The organism is Spiroplasma chrysopicola DF-1 (assembly GCF_000400935.1).
Taxonomy (GTDB): domain Bacteria; phylum Bacillota_I; class Bacilli_A; order Mycoplasmatales; family Mycoplasmataceae; genus Spiroplasma; species Spiroplasma chrysopicola.
Window position 1 is genome coordinate 793,160 of sequence record NC_021280.1, and the last position, 20,974, is coordinate 814,133.

Genomic DNA, 20,974 nt, shown 5'->3' on the forward strand with positions numbered 1-20,974 from the left:
TTGTAATAATAATTATAGCAAAAAATATTTTTTTCGCAAACATAAAGTTTCGTCAGTTCGAATAAGATGGAATAAATTATTTGGTTGTTCAATCGTTTGGACAACTATCTTTAAAAAATAAACAAAATATAAAAAGAATAAGTTTAACATTAAACTAACCCTATTCTAATTATTTAAATTTATTAACTATTTCTTAACTGGTAAATGTTTATCATAGAATTTAAGAATATCATCCATTACCTCTTTTTTAATTTTTTCATTTAAAATTTCATGACGAGCACCTGGATATAATTTTATTTCATCATTACAATGGTGTTTTTTATATAATTTAAATGTTTTTTTAACACTTTTCCCAAAGTTTCCAACAGGGTCATCTTTTCCGGCAATAAATAATAGCGGCAATTTATTAGGTGTTTTAGCAATATTTTTTGTATTGGTAATAAAAATTAATCCGTTAAACATATCCTTAAAAGCACTTGTTGAAAAGATTTGTCCCGCTAATGGGTCGCGCTGAAACTTTTCTTGAACTTTTAAATCAGATGATAATCATTCTGTCCCGCTTTTCCCCTCTTTACGAAATTTTTTATTTAATGGGGCATATGATAAATTATAGATAAATTGGTCTTTTGCTTTTGGACCATATTTTTTTTGGTGCTTTTCAGCTAAATGGGCTGAAAATTTTAATAACCCTTTTTTATGATGGGCTGTTCCACAAACAACTAAAGCCGCCAAATTATCTCCATATAGCATTGCATAATGGCGAACCATAAATGATCCCATTGAGTGTCCAAACATCATAATTGGTAATTCAGGATAATGTTTTTTAATATAAGTTGTTACTTCATTTAAGTCTTCAATTAATTTTTCTCACCCATTATCTTCTGCAAAAAATCCTAAATCCTCTTTTGCTAATGCTGTTTTTCCATGACCACGGTGATCACTTGCTATTACTATATAATGATGTGCTACTAAATATTCGGCAAATTCTTGATATCGCAAAGCATGTTCACAACTACCATGAACCAATTGAATAACCCCTTTAACTGCACTTAAATTTTTGGGCTTTCATTCATACATTTGTAATTCTGTTTTATCACGTAAAATTTGTTTTCATTCTTTAAATTCCATTTTAACTTATCTCCTTTTAATGAGATTATTATACCGCAGTTTTGCTTATCATTCAATTTATAAAAATATTCCTCAACAACCAGCTAATTTATTTAAACAAATTCTTCGATTATTGATTGATTTTTTTTATAAAAGCCTGTATGGGCATATGCCATCCGGATTGTACTTTTAGCAATTTCTTTCTTCCGTAATTTCTTATTATAGTTAAAGATATTAGTATAAATATCATCAGTGCCAACATATAGATATTTACCTTTAAATTTAATTTTTTTCTTATCAAAATTAGTACAAAAAATATTATATTCTTGTAAATTAATACTTCGATTAATGTTTGAAATTGTCATTAAACTAATTTCTGAATATTTATATTTATCTAAAATATCCCGGTAACGCTTACCACTATCTAATTCTTTTAAGATTTTAATATATAAATCAAAGTGCAAACATTGATATGATTTTCGATCAATTTCAATATCTAACAAAAATACATATTTATATTTATACTACTTTTGATTATAATAACGGAATCTTGTTCTTTCATAAAAAACTGGTGCTCATTCAGTAATTAAAGTGACTGGACGTTTACCGTAAAGAATATAACCTTTATTGTTATTTGAATATTTTTGGCGTAAACGTAAATCCAATTGTTCATAATGTTCTTGAATAGCTTTTCTAGTTTTATTTTTAACTTCTTCTTCAAAATTCTTAAACATTTCAATTTGTTTAAAAATATTTTGTGAATAGTCATTTTGATACAAAGAAAAATTAATACTATTTTGGTACATAATATTTTTTACCCCTATTCTGATCTGATTGAATCCTAATATTTTATTTTCTTTGATATATTCTGTAATCTATAATTGTCTGTAATTTTCTGTAAATAGTCATTTTTATAATAACATAAAATAAAAAAATCCTATTTAAATAAATAGGATTAAATGTTTTAATTATCATCGTAAAATTTGATTTATTAATAATCAAGAATGTATGCAATTCTTGGTACCTATTATTGTTACAAAATAATTTTAGTTAAAATAATACGAATATTCAAAAATACTTAACTAAAATTTAATAATACATTCATCAAAATTTAACTAAAAAATAAAGGAGAATAATAAAAATAATTATTTTCTATTCAGTTCTTAATTTATAAACTGAAGCACTACGAGATATCATAAAGAAATCTCCATTTGGAAGTTGAACTGTTCCTAAACCGTAGTCTCAAAAACCGGGAACTTGCTCTTTAACAGTACCATCATCATTTAGTTGAAAATTTTCAGACTTACTTGTTGCTAAAATGGTTCCATCATGCAATTCAATTATCGAAAAAATACCTCTTTTAAAATCACCAACCTTTTTAATAAAAGTTCCCGCCATTGTTAACTGAAAGATTTTCCCTCCAATACTATCATTTCATCCTCCAGCTAAAATAGTATTATTTGATAAGTTTATTAGTGTTCCAATGGCCATTGACTCTAGTTCTTCTTTAACTGTTCTAATTATTTCCCCTTTTTGATTTAATTGGAAAATTGTTCCATTTCATCCCCCAGCTAAAATGGTACCATCTACAATTAAAAATGAATAAATTATAGAAGAGTTATTAATTTTATCAATCGTTGAACCATCTTTATGTAAATGTCAAACCGTTCTCCTTTTCGTTGATACTAAAATAGTATCATCATTTAATTTCCCAATTGCAAGGATATCATTATCATCCCCCATATCGTCATTAATTTTTGTATTAATTGTTCCATCTGAATTAAGTAAATATAAACCAGTATTTGTTCCAATTAATATCTTATCTATACTATCTAAATATAATATTCCATAAGCAATTGTAGCATTATTAAAGTGAGTCGCATTTGTAGTTTTTTCTATTACTTTACCAATATTAGGATTAAAAACTCGATAATTAACTTGAATTGGGACACTATTTAAAATGTAATCTTTACTATTTCCCGTTACTTGAATTAAAGCACCAGAATTAGAAATTGAATCCGCTTTTACTTCAATTTCATTTAAATTTACTTCTGAATTCTTTTCCCCAATTTCAGTAATAATTGTATTTTCTTTTTTATTTAAAATATCATCAAGATTATGCACAGTTAAAACATCTGATAATAATTTACGATTACTGTTACTAAAATATATTTTTAAAACATCATCGTTTAAATAAACCTCACTATCTTTAATAACAGTTAAGTCAGCTTGTAAAATACCATCAATCATTTCTGATTTTTTTATTATAACATTGCTTCTAACCAAATAATCATTTTCATAAGATCCTGCAACAATATCTAATAGTTCCTCTGGTGTACCTTCTATGACAGTCTTTGGAAAATTTACTTTTTTAACATCAGTTACCAATGTTTTTAAGTTAGATAAATAATGAACTTCAACCGACGAATTATAATCATAAATATTACTTGATGATTTTACAAGAATAGTTGCTGATGTTTCGCTAATATTTGTAAGATATAAATCTTCAATTTTTAAATCCGGATTTTTATCCTTTGCGACAGTCAAAATTGTTTCTTCGCGATTATCAGCAATACCTTCCAATTGGGAATTCTTAAGATGTTCAGCCAAATTTATCCGTCAATTATAATTTGGTAACTGCCCATTAGAAATATTATTTCTACTTGAAAAATATCATCCTAAAACACCACCAGTTGTTGCAAATAATAAAATAATCACCAAAACAATACTTAAAATCATTTTTTTAATTTTGATTATATGCAATAAATTTTGGCGATTCATAATTGCCATTTGCCGATTAAAATGTTTTACAATTGAAGTATTATTTTCACTAATAAGTTTTGAAGTAATATCTTGGGTTTGTTTCTTTTTAACTACTATTAACTCATTATTATTAGCATTATGCTCTTTAATCCGATCAATTGTTGTTTGGGATAATATCAGTCTATCATTAACAATTTTAATTTTAGATGAACCATCACCATTATATAAATCTTCTTTTCAAAAGAAAACATAAGAATCTTTTTTACAAAAAATAAAAGCTAATGGAACAAGGCCATTATCATCATCAATACTTCGATTTTTATCAACAGTACAAAGAAATACTTGCAAATCATCTAAGTCTTTTAAAGCATTCTTTTTAGCAACGCTAATAACTTTTTTAAACTTATACTGACAAGTATTACACATGCTATCAAAAAAAACTTGCACTTTGTTTTCCATATTCAATTCACCTCCAAATAATACAATAAAAAAATAAATAACTATTTTTAATTATACAGTAATCTTTGAAAAAAAAAAAAAAACTTAATAAGCATTTTTTATTCAAATTATTTGGTAAATTATGATAAATTTTTAAAGATAAAAATCCTATTTATTAAATAAGATTAAATACTTTAATTATCTAATTTTTTATGGAAACAAATAATAGAGTAAATTATAAATATTTTTACACCTAAAATTGGTAACAGTTATTGGTAGTAATCATAATAAATATTTACTATGTAAAAAGTAACGCAGTAAATCATTTTATTATTTTATTGTAATTGCTTAATCTTTTGCAAATTTTGATATACTTTTGCAGGAGCAAAATAAATCTGATAAAAAAATCTTTTTTTTAAAATTAAAACCTGATTTGTTTTTTTAACTACTGTCATTTTTTCTATTTTTAATAAACTTCCAAATAAATAAACTTGATCATTTTTTTGATAAAAACTAAAATAATTGGAAGTTATTAAGCAGTAACTTGTAATTAATAGGGTTAAAATAAAACTACTAATAGCAAAACTAACAAAATTTAAAATTACTTTTTCGGTAGCAAACGAGCCATCCCCAAATAGTTCTGAATTAAAAAGCGATAAAAAGGCTATAATAATAATTCCCAAATTAATTAACATTAAAACAAAGTTAATCCCTAAAAAATAATAAGAAATAACTTTTACGGGTTGAAGCCAAGTTTTAAGATACCCAAATAAAAGATAACATACTAAGATAATGTAAATTGCTAAAGCAGCATACATTAATATTTCAACAATGATTAGATAAAACGGCATATTATCCTTTCCTTTCTGTAGATTATTTACTATACAAATCAACTAAATTACTAATTGTTTTAACAACTGTAATTTCATCAATCCCACTTTTTGCAATTGATTGATAAATAAAAGATTTTGAATTAATAACATTATATTTTAAACTAGTATTACTATAATTAAAATCAAACTTAGTGTGACTGGTAATTTTACTTAGTTTAACACGTTGATCAACATATTGTGTTAAAGTTTGATACAATTCTGAACTAATTTTATTAATTTTTTTTAAATACATTAATTTATTGTTTAATTTAGTTCCTCACGCAATTGCGTCTAACCGCGTTGATGGATTAAATTGAACTGGGGTTGGGAAATTGTTTGTAATATCATCATATGCAACACTAGGGTAAGCATACATTGTATCTCCCGAAATATAAACTATTCCAGTATTTTCAACATAATCTGATGTTCAATAAGCATTTTTTTGAACTCAACCATTCAATAGATAGCGCATATAATGCGGGGCGCCTTCTTTTAATAAAGCTAATTGTAAATAGGATGAAACCCCTGGTTCCGAACGAATTAAATTAAAAGTATTATCTGCATCTAAAAAGTATTGTCCCGTAAGATAATTTTGTTCATTACGGATTTTAACTAAATTAGTAAAATTACTATTATTAGAATTGTAAATATCAAAAAAGAAAATATGTAAAATATCAACATCATAAAGGGCAGGATCACTGTAATCAACAGCACGATCAAATTCACAAGCTGCTAATTTTATATACTGGCGATTAAAATCATATTTTTTTATTAAATTTAAATATTCACTAATTGCCCCCCGTTGTAATTCATCCAAATAAACATAGGGCGTAACTTTTCCAACTCAAGCTGGTTCATCATTTTTAATATGTTTTAATAATTCTTGTAAAAACCACTCATTATTTTGATAACCTTCATCATTAAAAATATTCATACTAATTGCTTCATAATCTTGCGTTTTTTCATTTCAAACCTTATTTGTTCTTCAACTAGTATTTCATCCCGCTTGCCAACCCCCTAATAAAGCTTTGGTGAAGCCAATATCAGCCATTTTATTCATATAATAATCTCAATTATCTCAATCTTCTCTAGCAATATATAATTGATGATTTTCATCATATCGTCATGGCAAAAAAGTCTGCACCTTGTTCCCATCTAATCAATTATTATGTCATTCTTTATTTTCTCGTTCATTTAATGAAATTGGATTTTGAAAATATTCCATCCCTAAAATATTATTGGTATAACGGTACTCTGGTTCTCAATATCTTGATCAATTATAGTCAATGTACTCACGATTATCAAACCGATCTTTAATCCCAGGGGGAACAGCATAATTATTATAGTAAGCTGCTGTTCAACCAAAAAATGAATAAATGTCAAAATCTGCTTTTACATCATTTTCTGGAACTATTAAGTCCGAAACCATCAAATTAATCATATTTGTGCTTAATATAAGTGGTGCTGCGGTTGGTTGACCAATTTGACCTTGCAATTCAATATTAATCTGATAATCCCCAACCGGAACTACTTCTTGCGCAATTAACTTAATTCATAAAATATAAACCTTATTACTATAAGCAATTGTTTCAACACTTGTTGTTGTAATTGCATCAGGGACTAATAATTTTTCATTAATCCCATACGGATTTAAAATACCAGAATTAGTGTTTGAATTAGATGCATAAATAAAACGATTAAAACCAAATTGTACTTCCAAATTTTTCGCTTTTAATTCTTCTATATTTGTAATTTGAGCTGATAAATTATAAATATCCATGGCATTTGTTTTTATTACTAACTGGGTATTAGTAAAATCATTTTGTCATAATGTTGCAGTTGTGGTTGGCTTAATACAATTATTATAGTTATCTAAATTACCATAAAACTTTGCATTAACAAGACTATTACTTTCTGTTTGAGGCGAATAAAGTGCATAATTTTCAAATTGTGAGCCAAAAAAAGTATGCAGATATTCTGTTCGATCGGTAGGCTTTTTGTTTTGTGCTTGACAACCAATTAACCAAACATTACGTTTATTCCAATTTTGATGGGTAAAAAGTAGAACTGAAATAATTCCAGTTAAAATAACAATTAATAAAATTCCTAATAAAACAATTTTTTTATACATTAACTTTTACCTCTTTTCTAAAAAATACTTAATTAAAAATTTTTCTAGGGGCTTGCTATTTAACTTAAGTAAAACTAAAGTTATCTATTTAAAGCGTCACTTCTTTGAAATTTGATAGCATCACGGAAAGAAATTAAAATGCATAATTACGTATTAGATTTTAGCATTAAAAATATAGCAGTGCAACTTTAACTACTACTTGATTAATAGTAATTTCATAAATAGTTTCCCTTTCTCTTGAATTTCCACCATTCACCCTTTAATACGATTGCTATGGTTAATATTATTTAATTTATTATATTTTATTTTATAATAAAATTTTGATTTAAAATAAAAAAATGGCTCTTACAGCCATTACTTTTAGGGTTTATTAATTAAACATATATTCCATAACGATCAATTAATTGGCGACTTCGTTGTTCTAAAACAATGAATAAAATTGCACTAATTGTATACTTTCCAACAAAGATTCCAAAGAAAATTCCGATAAAAATTAACGTATTTTTTCATGAAGCAAATATTGGAGATAAATCATTACTTCCTCCATGATTATGATAAAGACCACTATCAAATGGTAAGCCCCCACTAATATGTTCAACTGTTTCCGAATGCACCTCAAATCCAGCAGCACCTGTGCTCAATAATATCTTGGCAACAAATAAAACTGCTAAAGCTTCAACTATTGCACATAACGGCACAATTAAACTAAATGCTAAGATTTTTTTTCAAAATTTTACTTTAACAATTCGGTGATGATGATCATGTGATGATTTTGTTAAGTGCGGATTATGAATATTGTGGTCATCAACATTTTCCTCAACAAACTCCTTACGATAAGCACTAAATAAAATATAATAAATAAATCAAGTAATAAATATTACTAATATATTTGATAACATAAAGAACGCCATTTCTAATCATGAATGGTGTCCGTCAACTAAATTATGTAATCATGGTAATGCAATTCCATCCAATAACGCAAACCATAAGCCAATAATAGCAACTGAATAAATTAAAACTAAGGTGTCAAAAAAACGAATGCCAAATGTCGCTCCTCACGGCATTGGAATATCAAAAATTTCTAATAAACTTAAACCAACAGCAATTGCTAGAAAAACACCAGCAAGTGTGATTTTAAAAACTAAACTTTTTTGATTATACAATTCCTTTTTAAAAATTGATTCTTTAACCCGGTTTCAAAGCAAATCTCGTTTTACTTTAATTTCTGCTTCTTTTTTTTCCATTAATATTTTCCTCCAATTATTTATAAAAATTATAATTTATTTTATAACAACAGTCAACCTTTTTTTTGAAAAAAAAAAAAAAAAAGTTATGACTTCATAACCCACGTTCTGTTTTTTTATTCTCACGAATAAAAATACTAGTTATTTATCTATTAAAAGTTTCCTTTTAATTCTTGTATTTCTTCTGAATTAAAAATACAAAAGTCCCTTACCAATATTTAGGTTTCTCGCTTGTGGGGTTTACCCGTTCCATCTCCCTAAATTTCTTTAGTTCCCCGTTTCTGTGGCACTTTTACAGAAAATATCCATATTACATTGTAACTTAGGAATCTTTTCAGCCGTCATAAGAAAGTTCTTATGCTTAATCTTATTTTTTCGATTAACACAAACACTACAATCATCCCAGATTGTGCGAGCGTGGAGTTTCCTCTACTATTTGGTATAGCAGCAACTAGTTCGGCCATAACATTATTATTATACTATTAAATAATCAATTTTAAAATTGTTCCCAAAAGAAAAATCACTGTTTTATAACAGTGATTTTTGTGAAAGTAATTATTTACTTGCTAGCGTTAATTGTTTCTTCTTGTTTAAGCGGTTAAAAGCAAAATTGTATAATGTTGCAAACCCTAAAATCATTGCTAATAAGACAAAAACAACTATAATAAATCAAGCATATCCTGGTAACCCTAAAATTTTTGGGACCGTTACTTGTAAAAAAAAGTACGGATATGCTGTTGAAACTAGTTTACCACTAAATTCTCTTAACAACCCACGGATAATAGCATATACACCATAAACTAAAATATAAATAACATAATAACCATAGTATTTTTTAATAAATTGTTTATTTGAAACTAAGTTATCTTTTTTCAAGAAAAAAATCACATAGATAATGCATAACATTGGCACAATAAAGTGTAAGAAGGTTTGAATTACTCAACTAAAAACGCTTAAAGCTGATCCTTTCCCACTACCACTATTGGCTAAACCAACTGGTAATAGAACCAAGTTATAAACAATACATGTAATTGAAATATAAACGGCAACAGCTAAACTAAAGTATGGTTTTAAAAATTTATGAACACCTTCTTTAGTGTGCCATATTGCGGCAAAAATAAATCATAATACTACTAAAATATTAGTTTGAATTGTAAAAAATGATAAGAAAAAGACCGTATAACCCGCATAATCTCAATATGCATTGCCATTTGCATCAAAAAGTTTTCAAACATAAACTTTATCTGTTGAGCCATCCGGAATTTTTCAAACATTTGAAATATTGACCATTCCATTAATATATTCACCTAAAATAGCAAATAGCCCAATAAAAATTGCGGCAATTTTAAATCAAAATCGTCAATCTTTAATGTATAAGTTACGTTGTTTTAATGACATAAAGGATATTCCTTTCTAAATTAATCCAAATATTGAAAATTAGTCATTTTTTAATTTACCTTCTAAATTATGAATCCGTTTTATTAAATCTGCTTTTGAAAAACCTTCCTCTTCTAAACGTGCTTTTTGGGCTTTTGTTTCATCTAGTTGGGCTTTTAAAACATCATTTTTATCTTGGAGATCATTAATTTGTTGGCGAAGATATTTAATTTCCTTATTAAAATCATTAGTAATTGCTTCAAACATTTGATAATCAACAGCAATCATATCTAAAAAAACATCGACTTCATGGGGATCATATCCCTGATAATCAACTTGAAACTCTTTATTGACAACATCAACTGCTCTTAATTTAATTGTTTTCATTACTAACTCACCTCTTTTAAATGATAAGGAAAAATAAAATACTAATGGTAATAATAGATTGGAAAGGAAGTGAAATTATTCACCTAACTGCCAATCGGGGTATGTTTCTTGAAACACTAATTAATTATACCATCAATGAATATCAAAGCAAAAATATTGCATTATTTAATAAAAGGCCCGTAAACATTATTCCTTTAGTAAAAAATGGGGCCATAATTGAAAAAGGTTATTTTAAAGAAAAGTCAACTTGTGACTACTATGGGTTATTTCGGGGCACGTATGTTGAATTTGAAGCAAAAGAAACTTTTAAAGAAAAATTCAACCTAGCTCTATTAAAAAAACACCAGCTTGAACAATTATTTTCTGTAACTGATCATGGGGGAATTAGTTTTATTGTCGTTTATTTTCATCTTTATCATCGTTTTTTTCTTTTATATAGCGAAGAAATAAAAAAATGACTAAGAACAATAAAATCAAGACAAATGTCAATCACTTATTTTGAACAATATGGTCATGAACTATTTATCACTTATCCGTATATTCTAGATTTTTACCAGCATTTAATTATCAAGTAGTCAATTATATTTAGTTAAAGATTTTGGTTTAGTTTTAATATATCCTTCAATTAATTTCAATAATTCTTTGAAAACAAGTTTTTTACCTTGATAGTTATTTAGAATCAATGTTAATTGAAAATCAGAAATTTCATTATTAAGATAATTATTTAAAACAATTTTTTCTTCATTTGTTAATGGGTTTTGTAATAATATATCAACTTGTTGATACAAAAATTGTTTTTCTAAATTTGTTTCATTATTTTCAATAATAATCATAATTTTTTTAAAAATTGGGGATAAATCCATTTCAAGAGCCCCTTTTTTCATTGTGATATTAATGAAACCTTGCTGTTTTAACTCATCAAGCATTGCTTTAGCTTGCGTTTCGGTAAAATTTGAATGATTTGAGATTTCTAATGGTGTAATAAACCTTTTATCAGAAGAAGAACAGTTCATTATTAACATAATTAATACTAACTGTTCTTCTGATAAACTTATTAACTTGTAATGATTTAATAAAAATCTTCACTTATTGATACTACCATTATTAAATAAAATATTTAACATATATTATTTATTTATTTAATTAAATGATCCTAGTTTAAAGCATCTTTTAATTGTTTTGCTGGTTTAAATTTAGCTGCTTTTGATGCTGCAATTTTAATTGTTTCACCAGTAGCTGGGTTTCTTCCTTCTCTTGCTGCACGTGCTGTAACTGAGAATTTTCCAAATCCAGCAATAGCAACTTCGTTCCCTTTTACTAAATTTGCTGAAATTTTATCAAACACAAAATCTACGATTTCAGCTGATTCAACTTTAGTTTTGTTAAATTGTCCTGCTAATAATTCTACTAATTCTTTTTTTGACATATTTACACCTCTTCTAATTAAACCCATTTCATTAGGTTTATCGTTATTTTACTCTATTTTATTGAAAAAGTATATAAAAATGGGAAAAAAAGTCCGAAATATCGCATAATAAAACCCTTATTTTATAAGAGTTTTATTAAAAGTATTAACTTTTTTTTAAAAAAATATAAATAATTTTCTTTAGAAAAAACAAAATTGTTATTTTTTAACTGTAATAACTAACTGATAACTTTTATTTTCTTGTGATTTTAAATGATTAATTCATGGTTTTTCATTAAATGGAATTTTTGCAAAATTATAATCATCATGATGGCCATCTCACGGTTCAACACAAATAAACTCAGCGTCATTATCAACTTTTCAAAATAGTAAATTTGGGTAGTTTTTAGTCCCAATTTCAAGTTTACGAATATCATCTTCAACACAAACCTTTGTTAATTTGTGGTCAAAAATCGCATAACACTGTCCTTGATCAAAATCATGACCCTTGATATCAAACTCTGTAAGAATTTCACCAAACAATTCTTTTCCTAAAAATTGCCCCCCAGGAATCTCTAATACTTTGGCAGGATGATCAAAAGTAATTTTTCCAATCATTGGATTAACTTTAAAAGCGGGATGTCATCCAAAATTATATGGTAAATCTTCATTACCCAGATTTGTCACTTTAACAGTATTAATTAAACCATTGGTTGTTAATTCATAAGTTACTGTTAAACAGAACCGAAAAGGATAAATTGCCAAAAAATCATCCCCATCATATTTAACAACTAATTTTGTTGCACTATGTTCAAGCAATTGTCATTTTGTAATGGCACGGAAAAAACCATGGCCTGTCATTTTATAGACTTGATTACGATATAAGTATTGATCATCAATTAATTTCCCTACAATGGGAAAACAAATTGGTCATGATTTTTTTCAACTATTGTTTTGTTGATAAATATATTCCTTACCATTTTTTGTAAGCGAAAATAGTTCAAAGGGTTCTTGTGCTATTTTAGCTTGCAAATCACCATTTTCTAAAAGATACATTTTATAGTTCCCTTTCTAATAACCATCATTGTGCTGTTGATTTTGAACAATCGCAACTCCACCACTTGTTCCAATTCGACTAGCACCAGCCGCAATCATTTCCAGGGCATCTTCTTTTGTGCGAACTCCCCCAGCCGCTTTAACTTTAATCTGGTCACCAACCGTTGTAGCCATTAGTTTAACATCTTCAACTGTTGCTCCGCCTTTATTAAAGCCAGTTGAGGTTTTAACAAAATCCGCTCCAGCTTGTAAAACTATTTGAGAAGCTAAGACAATTTCTTCTTTTGTTAATAAGCATGTTTCAATAATAACTTTTAAAACGTTATTTTTTAGCACCGCTTTACAATTAGCAATATCTGTTCGCACTGTATTAAAGTCTTGTGATTTAAAAGCACTGATATTCATTACCATATCAATTTCATCGGCGCCATTTTCAAGCGCATTAGTAATTTCAAAAACTTTTGTTGGGGTTGTATTTGCGCCTAATGGGAAACCAATTACAGTGCAAACTTTAACATCACTATTTTTTAATAATGTTGCTGCTAACTTAACATATGTTGGATTAATACAAACCGAAGCAAAATCAAATTTTAGTGCCTCTTTACATAAAATATTAATTTCTTTGGCGGTTGCTTCTGGTTTAAGTAGGGTATGGTCAATATATTTATTTAATTTCATTAATAAATTCTCCTTGCTGATTTTGATTGCGGTCAATAGCTTCCAATGCTGCGATTGCATTAATTGTTAAATCTAGTAACCGTTCCATTTCTTTAAAATTATTTGTATTAATAAGACTAAGAAAAGCATTTAATTCATATACCATTTTATTAGTACTACTAGATGATGTTGTTAAATATTGATAATCATCTTGCTCTCGGCTATGGAGAGCTAAGTTATTAAGGCTAGTTAAATTATTAAAAGTAATTGTATAATCATAACTTAAAATTTCACTATCATTTTTACCATTTGTTGCCTTTGAACAAACGATACTTGTAAAAATATTATTTTGATGACGTAATAAAACAATATTATTGATATCAACACCATTTTTTAACTTATGACTCATGGCTTTAACTTCTTTAATCGGGCCAAATAATGCCCCTGCTAACTCAACAGGATAAATTAAGGCATCATATAATGAACCTCGTCCTAATATTTCATCAAAAATTGATGGATATTCATCATTTAAGACATCTTTCATCCGGCTCGAATATTTACTCCAGTTAAAATTAGCTAAAAATGGTTTAATTTCATCAACGGTTTTTTTTAAAATTTGAAACTCAGGTAAATGAATTGGTTTAAAGGCCTCCATTAAAATAACATTATTCATTAAAGCAATATTTTTTAAATCAATAATTTCATTTTGTAAAAAAGTTGCTGGTTTTTCCAGTAAAACATGTTTTTGTTGTTGTAAAAAATACTTTGCTTGCTGATAATGTAACCCATTTGGTGAGGCAATGTAAATTATATCAATGTAATCTAACATTTCCTCAAAATTATCAACCATTCGGACTTGTAAATTATTTTTTAAACTGAAAATTTTTGCTTTATCTAAACTACGCGAATAAAGACAAGTAAATTCAACTTCCTTATTTTCCCGGCAGGCATTAATAAACTCACTAACGATCATCCCAGTTCCAATTGTGCCAATTCTTAACATTTTATCACCTCAAATAATCCTGGTAATTTCTTATTCTTTTATTTTACTCTCTGTGTCATCTAAAAAGGGATTTGCATTAGGGCTTTTACTTTTAACGCTAGTAAAGGGTGAATCATTTTTCGTTTTTAATTGTGTTTCTTCTCAATCAGCTGAATCTTTTCACGCTTTTTTAACTAAAAAGATTTTTTCTTCTACTCTAACAATCGATTCTAAAATTGAAATAGCAATTGATAAAACGAACACGATTGGAAATCAAACATATCAAAAAATAAGAATTCCAGTTTGATTTAAAATATTGGTATTTGCCAAAATTAAATAAAATAAGGTTATTCCAAAAATAATATACTGGCCAATATAGAAAATTTGCATATAAACCAAGTGTTTTTTTGTTAATTGAAATGTTGTTTTATTTAATTCATGAATCCGAACAACATGATAAATAACAAATAAAACAATTCCAAAGCCAACTAAAACATAACAAATTTTATAAGTAGTTGCTGGGTCAAGGCTAATTTTATTAATTCCTAAAACCAAAAATACCAATAATAATGCTGTATATAAAATAATATTAGCTATACTAACAATTGATTTAATACTTAGTGATTTCATCTTCTTCTGCTCCTTTTATAACTCTTTTTGATAAAGAATGGCGCTTAAAACTGCTAAACTTGCTGTTTCCGCCCGCAAAATACGAGATCCTAAAGAAACATTATCAAAACCTAGCTTTTGTAATTGATCAATTTCTTTAGGCGTTAAGCCCCCTTCTGGCCCAATCACAAAAGTAATTGTCTTGCCTGGTTTTGATAATACGTCATGTAGTCGAGCTCCTAAACTTGCATTTTCATAACAAACAAAATTAATTTTCCCACAAAATTTCTTAATTTCCGCCAGTTTATTCGTAATTGGAAAAACTGTTGGAATTTCATTACGGTAAGACTGTTCACTAGCTTCTTTACAGATCTTTTGTCAGCGGGCTAATTTGTTAGTGCTATTTTCATTCTTTAATTGTACCACAGAACGTTCAAACTTAAATGGAACAATTACACTAACGCCTAATTCTGTTGCCTTCTGCAATAAAAAATCTCATTTTGGCCCCCGAATTAAGCCGGCAATTAAAGTTATTTTAACTGGTGATTCATGTTTTGATAATAGCGGTTGAACTAACATAATTGTAATAGAGTTATTATCATAGTTAACAGCCGCTTCATAATGTTGACCATCAAAAATACAAATTAAATGTTCTCCTTGACGAAATTTTAAAACTGTTTTGATTTGTTTTAAATCATCTTGTTCTAAGGTAAAAAAAGTACCATCAAAATTTTGGGCAAAAAAGCGATGCATTAATTATTTCCTTCCCATCTTGACCATTATCTGGTCAATTTCATTGCATAGTTCTTGTTCAAAAGTATTATTTATTATTTTAAAATCATATTTTTCTCTAGTAAATAATTCTTCTTGAATTGCTAATAATGAATTAATTTCCTCTGTTGTTCAAGTAGTATTTCGCTCTTTAACTCTTTTAAACAAAATTTCCGGTGGCGCAGTAATAAAAATCTTATAATCAAGGACTATCTTTAAATTCTTAAATGCTACTGCCTCAATTACAATATTTTGATTTTGCCTAGCAGTAATTATTTCCTTAATTTTATTACCCACCAAGGGTCATAAAAAATCACGAATCTTTTCATTGGCATTTTGGTTAATAAATAATAATTGACGAAGTTGTGTTTTATCATAACTTTGTTCAGTAATTACTTGTGGATAATGTTTAGCAAAAAAATCCATTGTTGCTTTACTAGCCATGATTGTTTGCGCAATTTGATCAGCTGATAAATAATGATAATGATAATTCTCAGCAAGATAGTGACATAAAGTTGATTTTCCAGCCCCAATTGGTCCATATACCCCAATAATCATTTCATAACCCTTTCTAATTAATTTGTAATAAATTATCAGCAACAATTTTATTAAATATTGCTTGCGCAACTGCGCTAGTTTCTTGTTCAGTATAGTGAATACCATCATAGTTTTGATAATCTTCTTGATGGGGATTTGCTGTTAATTGTAAATTAACAACCCCAACTTGTTCATTAGCAAAATGTTCTTCAAAAATAGCTGGAAAATTTGTTAATAATTCCCCTTCTGTTTTGGTAACAACTTTGGGAGGGCAAATAATTAACTCCTGATATTTTTGACTACCCTCACTGCTGCCTACCAAACTTGCCATTTGTTTTAATAACTTTGATAAATTATCAACAATTGTTTTAATAATATCTATATTTTTTTCACCGGTCATTTTTTGATAGGCATCTTCGCCAAAAAAGTCATTGGTTCCTAAAAAAACGATAAAAAGATCAAAATTACCAGCCTGTTGATATAATTTTGTTACTTGCGCTTGGCCATTATCTTGGGGAAAACCAAAATCAATCCGTGGAGGAACAATTGTCCGCCCTGGTCAAGCATTAATAACTAAAGTAATTTCATAGTCTTGATAGTACTTTTGTAAGAAGTTTTTTAATTTTGCTGGCCAATTATCCCTTTGGGCCATTTGACCACGTCCCATTGGTAAATATCCAAAGGTTAAGGAATCACCTAAAATAGCTATTTTTTTCTGTTTCATTATTTTTTCTTCTTTCTATTTTATTTTAACACTAATTATTTTTTCAAAAAAATTAATTATTCATGCCAACCCAAATAATCCTTTGACCATATTATCAAGGCTTTGGTGAGCTTTTAAATAACCAACAAAAGTGTAGCAAATAAAAAAAATAGTAATTAATCACGAGAGTAAAATTCAAAGGATTAATAATAAGATAATAATAAATCATTCATAAGGTCCTTGTTCTAACTTATCAGTTAGTTGCTTGGCTGAACGATATTTCGCATAAAAATAACCAGCTGGTCAAGATAAAAAATATCATACATATAGTAATGGTAAAAATAAAATAAATAAAATAATTTTAAAAAATGTTACTTCTTTTTGGTTTGGCATTACCCTAATCCTCCTCCCAAATAGTTGTTAATAATTAACTTTTTTACAAATCTTAGTAATATAATTTCCGTAAAGCATAAGCAACTGGGGGATAAATTAATATTGCTAATATTAATTCTGGCAAAAAATTTGTTGCTAAAATAATTCAAGTAAAAGCTTTAAAAAAACTTTGTTGATCAGGATTAGTATATATTAGCGGTCCTAAAAAATACATAAATGATAAAACAAAAAAAGTATTTAAGATTGTCGCTGTTGCAGCCACAATTACATCATAAATTTTATAAGAATAGCGCGTTAATCATGTTATTTTTGCTAACTGACTATTAAGCGCTTTTTGTTCTCTTTTTACAGCTGAATAATTTAACAACTGTGCTAAAGTTCCAACCATTACCCCCATTAATAAACGTGGAACAACGGAAAATAATGGATTAACAAAAATAAAAGCAGTTATATCTGGAAAAACTAGAACCTTTAAAAAAGATGACAAACCAAAGATTAAACCATAAATTGTTCCGGCAATAATTAAATTAACGCCAGCTGTTAAAAATAAAGCATACGTTCCTATTAAAAATAGAATGTGAACTAAAGTTAAAGCAACAGGACCAATCATAATATACCCTAGTTGTGGAACAAAAGTAAATAGTAAAAAAATTGCAATAAGAATGCTATTGATTGTAATTACTCTTGTTGTCAATTTGCGCATAATAGCCCCTCTTTCGTTTATATTATTTTTCTCAAGTTCAAGTTTTGATTTTCTCAACATTAGCAATTGCAACGTATGGTAAATTACGCAAACGTTCTTCATAATCTAAACCAAAACCGATTAAAAAAGCCGCTGGTACATCAAAACCATATCAATCAACTGTTAAGTCAACTTTACGACCTGATTTTTTATCCAATAAAGTAACAACTTTAACAGTCCGTGCTCCTTTTCCAAGTAAATAATCTTTGACTAACTTAATTGTCTTACCACTATCAATGATATCTTCAACAAGCAGAACATCACGATCATTGACATCTGCTACTAAATCAAACATTATTTCTGGATTTAAATTACCAGCCACACCCCCACCATAGGATGAAACTGTCATATATTCTGTTTCAACTTCAATTTCTAAATCTAATAGCAACATTGCCATAAACGGAATGCAACCTTTTAATAATCCTAAACAGATAACCGTATTATCTTTATTGTGCTGGGAATTTTCTTGATAATATTGATTAACAACTTGAGCTAATTCTTTACACTTAGCAGTAATATCTTTACGTGTATATAAAACTTCTTTAACTAATGGATGAATTTTCATTTTTTACCTCTTTTATCAACTATTGTGTTTATTATATCTAAAATATTAAATTTTTTTAATTGAAATTACGAAAAACTTATTAATTATTAAAAAGAAAAAGATATAATAATAAAGATATTAGCAAGGGAAATATTAATATTAAAATAAAAAGGTGGGAAACATGTCAATATTTTTTATACAACTTAGTACTGAACTACTTGGAACAGCTATTTTAGTTTTATTAGGAAATGGCGTTGTCGCAAATACTCTTTTAAAAAAAACAAAGGGAAATAATCAAGGTTTTCTAGCAATAACAGCCGGGTGAGGATTTGCAACATTTTTAGGAGTCTTAGTCGCTAGTTTATTAAACGGCGCAGCACAGTTAAACCCTGCTGTTACAATTGCTGTTATCATTCAACAAACATGGTTTATTGAACATGGATGATTTTTACTCCCAGCAATATTAATTGGCCAAATTCTTGGCGCAATAATTGCACAACTAATTGTTGATACAATTTATTGAAAGCATATTAAAGATACTGTTACAGATAATCCTGATTTTGTTTTAGCAATCCATTCCACAATTCCTACTTATCAAAATAAGTTTCTGAATTTTTTTACCGAAATGATTGGAGCTGCTTTATTAGTATTAGTAATTTTAGTTTTATCAGAACAAGATTCAAAAACAATTCATAATTTAGCTCCGTTATTTGTTGGATTCACTGTTTTTGCCATTGGCTTAGGAATTGGTGGACCAACTGGTTATGCTATTAATCCGGTTCGAGATCTTATTCCTCGAATTATTTATACTTTTTTACCGCTAAAAGAAAAAAATAAGGCACAATGAAATTATAGTTGAATCCCTGTTTTAGCCCCAATTACTGGAGGAATTATTGTTAGTTTAATTTTCTGAGCATTATAGTAAATTAAAAGGGTTAGGTACTTAGTTGAATACCTAAAATAAAATAGACACATAAAAAGTTACTTATGTGTCATAATTTTATTGAAAGGTATTCTTTTATTATGGGAACAAAATGATTTACAAAAAACGAAAAACTTAATATTTTAAAATATTACAAAGAAAATGGTTGAGCAAAAACAATTAAAAAATTTGAAATTTCAACACCAACTTTATCTCGTTGAAAAAAGGCAGTTAAAATTAGTGGAGAAAAAGCGTTAGAACCAGGAAATGGTCTACAATCTAAAGGAATTCGTCGACCAGGGCGTCCAAAAAATCTTAATTTTGAATTAATGACAAAAAAAGAATTAATTGAGTATATTGAAATGATTCAAGATGTAAAAAAGTCCTTGCCCAAATCGAAAAAGAAGAAATTTCAAACGATTTGGTCCTTAAAGAAAAAATACAAAATTAAATATTTATGCAAAATTTTAAATGTTTCTAGAGCTGGTTATTATAAATGATTTAATGCTGGAATGAAACTTTTTAATAAATGGAATAATACAATTGCAAAAATAGTTAAAACGTTATTTCTAACTTTTAAGAAAATTTATGGATATAATATGTTAACACTAATTATTAATAAACTATATAATTGAAATTTAAAACCTCATATTGTCTATAGATATATGAAAAATATGAATTTAAAATCAATTATTAGAATAAAAAAATTTAATTATAAATTATCTTCTGGTAACAAAAGACATGAAAATATCATGAATCAAGATTTTTCAACCACAGATATTAATCAAAAAATAGGAACAGACATAACATATTTATTAACAAGCGACAAAACCTATTTTTTATCAATAGTAAAAGACTTTCATACTAATGAAATTTTGGACTACCAAATCAGTAATAATTTAGAAAAAGAATTTGTCTTTAAAAACATAATTAATTCTTGAGTAAAAGCTGGAAAGCCATCAACTTGAGTTCTACAATCAGATCAAGGTTTTCATTATACAAATTCTGATTATGAAAAATTATGCAATTATCTTGGAATTACGATTTCAATGTCCAGACGTGGAAACTCTTATGATAATGCCCATACAGAATCATGATTTGGTACTATGAAAACTGAATTTTTATATCATATAAAAAGAAAAAAACGAACAGCCAAATGAATTATTGAAAATCTACCTAAATATATCTATTTTTACAATAATTTTAGACCACAAGCCAAATTAAAAGGAATGAGTCCTGTTCAATACAGAAAATCATCCCTTCAAGTAACTTTTTAATTGTCTATTTTTCTTGACATATTCAAGTACCTAACCCTTTTCTTTAACAAATAACTG

General features: G+C 27.4%; 24 protein-coding genes and 1 other RNA gene. 3 read left to right on the forward strand and 22 right to left on the reverse strand.

Features of this window, described 5'->3' with window-relative positions; translation table 4 throughout:
* Window positions 1-186: 186 nt before the first annotated feature.
* The 10 genes from SCHRY_RS03635 to SCHRY_RS03675 all read right to left on the reverse strand — a co-directional run bounded on the left by SCHRY_RS03635 (window position 187) and on the right by SCHRY_RS03675 (window position 10,319).
* Window positions 187-1,128 carry an alpha/beta fold hydrolase gene (locus tag SCHRY_RS03635; protein ID WP_016339119.1) on the reverse strand — a complete coding sequence of 314 codons (942 nt, stop codon included), beginning with the start codon at window positions 1,126-1,128 and terminating at the stop codon, window positions 187-189.
* 92 nt (window positions 1,129-1,220) lie between these two features.
* A complete protein-coding gene (locus SCHRY_RS05470; protein ID WP_016339120.1) occupies window positions 1,221-1,610 on the reverse strand; it encodes a hypothetical protein in 390 nt (129 codons plus the stop codon).
* Between the two features lie 21 nt (window positions 1,611-1,631).
* The gene (locus SCHRY_RS05475; RefSeq protein ID WP_016339121.1) at window positions 1,632-1,913 is read right to left on the reverse strand and encodes a hypothetical protein; all 282 of its coding nucleotides are present in this window, start codon (window positions 1,911-1,913) and stop codon (window positions 1,632-1,634) included.
* A 346-nt stretch (window positions 1,914-2,259) separates the two neighbouring features.
* Window positions 2,260-4,329, reverse strand: coding sequence for a ligand-binding sensor domain-containing protein (locus SCHRY_RS03650; protein WP_016339122.1), 2,070 nt, complete (start codon window positions 4,327-4,329; stop codon window positions 2,260-2,262).
* A gap of 314 nt (window positions 4,330-4,643) precedes the next feature.
* Window positions 4,644-5,159 carry a hypothetical protein gene (locus tag SCHRY_RS03655; RefSeq protein ID WP_016339123.1) on the reverse strand — a complete coding sequence of 172 codons (516 nt, stop codon included), beginning with the start codon at window positions 5,157-5,159 and terminating at the stop codon, window positions 4,644-4,646.
* A gap of 22 nt (window positions 5,160-5,181) precedes the next feature.
* Window positions 5,182-7,311, reverse strand: coding sequence for a hypothetical protein (locus tag SCHRY_RS03660; RefSeq protein ID WP_016339124.1), 2,130 nt, complete (start codon window positions 7,309-7,311; stop codon window positions 5,182-5,184).
* A 374-nt stretch (window positions 7,312-7,685) separates the two neighbouring features.
* A complete protein-coding gene (locus tag SCHRY_RS03665; protein ID WP_016339125.1) occupies window positions 7,686-8,555 on the reverse strand; it encodes an ECF transporter S component in 870 nt (289 codons plus the stop codon).
* A gap of 92 nt (window positions 8,556-8,647) precedes the next feature.
* Window positions 8,648-9,018: RNase P RNA component class B (rnpB, locus tag SCHRY_RS05340), an RNA gene on the reverse strand.
* A gap of 92 nt (window positions 9,019-9,110) precedes the next feature.
* A complete protein-coding gene (locus SCHRY_RS03670) occupies window positions 9,111-9,953 on the reverse strand; it encodes a Pr6Pr family membrane protein (RefSeq protein ID WP_016339126.1) in 843 nt (280 codons plus the stop codon).
* Window positions 9,954-9,992: 39 nt separating this feature from the next.
* Window positions 9,993-10,319, reverse strand: a complete 327-nt coding sequence (locus tag SCHRY_RS03675; RefSeq protein ID WP_016339127.1) for a DivIVA domain-containing protein — start codon at window positions 10,317-10,319, stop codon at window positions 9,993-9,995.
* Window positions 10,320-10,363: 44 nt separating this feature from the next.
* Here SCHRY_RS03675 and SCHRY_RS03680 point away from each other — a divergent pair, with 44 nt between their 5' ends.
* Window positions 10,364-10,894 (forward strand): Holliday junction resolvase RecU, encoded by a 531-nt coding sequence (locus SCHRY_RS03680; protein WP_016339128.1) that lies wholly within the window; start codon window positions 10,364-10,366, stop codon window positions 10,892-10,894.
* Here SCHRY_RS03680 and SCHRY_RS03685 read toward each other — a convergent pair.
* The 12 genes from SCHRY_RS03685 to hpt form a co-directional block, all read right to left on the reverse strand.
* On the reverse strand, window positions 10,880-11,443 hold the full coding sequence (locus tag SCHRY_RS03685; RefSeq protein WP_016339129.1) for a DnaD family protein: 564 nt from the start codon (window positions 11,441-11,443) through the stop codon (window positions 10,880-10,882). The two genes, SCHRY_RS03680 and SCHRY_RS03685, sit on opposite strands and share 15 nt — an antisense overlap.
* 29 nt (window positions 11,444-11,472) lie before the next feature.
* Window positions 11,473-11,745 (reverse strand): HU family DNA-binding protein, encoded by a 273-nt coding sequence (locus tag SCHRY_RS03690; protein ID WP_016339130.1) that lies wholly within the window; start codon window positions 11,743-11,745, stop codon window positions 11,473-11,475.
* Window positions 11,746-11,943: 198 nt separating this feature from the next.
* Window positions 11,944-12,780 (reverse strand): aldose epimerase family protein, encoded by an 837-nt coding sequence (locus SCHRY_RS03695; RefSeq protein ID WP_016339131.1) that lies wholly within the window; start codon window positions 12,778-12,780, stop codon window positions 11,944-11,946.
* A 15-nt stretch (window positions 12,781-12,795) separates the two neighbouring features.
* Window positions 12,796-13,458, reverse strand: a complete 663-nt coding sequence (gene deoC / locus SCHRY_RS03700; RefSeq protein ID WP_016339132.1) for a deoxyribose-phosphate aldolase — start codon at window positions 13,456-13,458, stop codon at window positions 12,796-12,798.
* On the reverse strand, window positions 13,445-14,440 hold the full coding sequence (locus SCHRY_RS03705) for a Gfo/Idh/MocA family protein (RefSeq protein WP_016339133.1): 996 nt from the start codon (window positions 14,438-14,440) through the stop codon (window positions 13,445-13,447). The genes deoC and SCHRY_RS03705 overlap by 14 nt, the downstream gene beginning before the upstream one ends.
* Before the next feature lie 30 nt (window positions 14,441-14,470).
* On the reverse strand, window positions 14,471-15,049 hold the full coding sequence (locus tag SCHRY_RS03710; RefSeq protein ID WP_016339134.1) for a hypothetical protein: 579 nt from the start codon (window positions 15,047-15,049) through the stop codon (window positions 14,471-14,473).
* 15 nt (window positions 15,050-15,064) lie between these two features.
* On the reverse strand, window positions 15,065-15,781 hold the full coding sequence (locus tag SCHRY_RS03715) for an RsmE family RNA methyltransferase (protein ID WP_016339135.1): 717 nt from the start codon (window positions 15,779-15,781) through the stop codon (window positions 15,065-15,067).
* Window positions 15,782-15,784: 3 nt separating this feature from the next.
* Window positions 15,785-16,357: a dephospho-CoA kinase gene (gene coaE, locus SCHRY_RS03720; RefSeq protein WP_016339136.1), complete on the reverse strand. Its 573-nt coding sequence runs from the start codon at window positions 16,355-16,357 to the stop codon at window positions 15,785-15,787.
* 13 nt (window positions 16,358-16,370) lie between these two features.
* On the reverse strand, window positions 16,371-17,060 hold the full coding sequence (locus SCHRY_RS03725) for an SGNH/GDSL hydrolase family protein (RefSeq protein ID WP_016339137.1): 690 nt from the start codon (window positions 17,058-17,060) through the stop codon (window positions 16,371-16,373).
* A 15-nt stretch (window positions 17,061-17,075) separates the two neighbouring features.
* Complete coding sequence (locus tag SCHRY_RS03730; RefSeq protein ID WP_016339138.1) at window positions 17,076-17,432, reverse strand: hypothetical protein; 357 nt, start codon at window positions 17,430-17,432, stop codon at window positions 17,076-17,078.
* Between the two features lie 52 nt (window positions 17,433-17,484).
* A complete protein-coding gene (locus tag SCHRY_RS03735) occupies window positions 17,485-18,135 on the reverse strand; it encodes an ECF transporter S component (protein WP_016339139.1) in 651 nt (216 codons plus the stop codon).
* A 22-nt stretch (window positions 18,136-18,157) separates the two neighbouring features.
* Window positions 18,158-18,739, reverse strand: coding sequence for a hypoxanthine phosphoribosyltransferase (gene hpt / locus SCHRY_RS03740; protein ID WP_016339140.1), 582 nt, complete (start codon window positions 18,737-18,739; stop codon window positions 18,158-18,160).
* A gap of 160 nt (window positions 18,740-18,899) precedes the next feature.
* On the opposite strand from hpt, the gene SCHRY_RS03745 reads away from it, so the two are divergent.
* Both SCHRY_RS03745 and SCHRY_RS03750 read left to right on the forward strand, forming a co-directional pair.
* The gene (locus tag SCHRY_RS03745) at window positions 18,900-19,640 is read left to right on the forward strand and encodes an MIP/aquaporin family protein (RefSeq protein ID WP_016339141.1); all 741 of its coding nucleotides are present in this window, start codon (window positions 18,900-18,902) and stop codon (window positions 19,638-19,640) included.
* Window positions 19,641-19,741: 101 nt separating this feature from the next.
* Window positions 19,742-20,917: an IS3 family transposase gene (locus SCHRY_RS03750; protein WP_016338826.1), complete on the forward strand. Its 1,176-nt coding sequence runs from the start codon at window positions 19,742-19,744 to the stop codon at window positions 20,915-20,917.
* Window positions 20,918-20,974 lie beyond the last annotated feature (57 nt).